This is a genomic window from Microbispora sp. NBRC 16548 (assembly GCF_030268985.1).
In the GTDB taxonomy this organism is placed as follows: Bacteria; Actinomycetota; Actinomycetes; order Streptosporangiales; family Streptosporangiaceae; genus Microbispora; species Microbispora catharanthi.
Genome location: NZ_BSSF01000123.1, coordinates 1 through 255, shown reverse-complemented (window position 1 = coordinate 255; position 255 = coordinate 1). Strand labels below are relative to the sequence as shown.

The window sequence follows — 255 nt, the reverse complement described above, 5'->3', positions numbered from 1 at the left end:
TGTACTCGATGGTGGACACGATGTCCTCGTCGGTCAGCGTGCCCTGGGTGATGTCGGCCTGGACGCCCAGCTTCTTGTTGATCTTGTAACGGCCGACCTTGGCGAGGTCGTAGCGCTTCGGGTTGAAGTACAGGTTCTCCAGCAGCGCCTGCGCCGACTCCCTGGTCGGCGGCTCGCCCGGACGCAGCTTGCGGTAGATGTCCAGCAGCGCGTCGTCCTGGCCGGAGGTGTGGTCCTTCTCCAGAGTCGCCCGCA

1 protein-coding gene is annotated in these 255 nt (G+C 64.7%); it reads right to left on the bottom strand.

Features of this window, described 5'->3' with window-relative positions:
- A partial coding sequence (locus QSK36_RS43320) for a hypothetical protein (RefSeq protein ID WP_285786466.1) occupies positions 1 to 255 on the bottom strand: 255 nt, incomplete at both ends.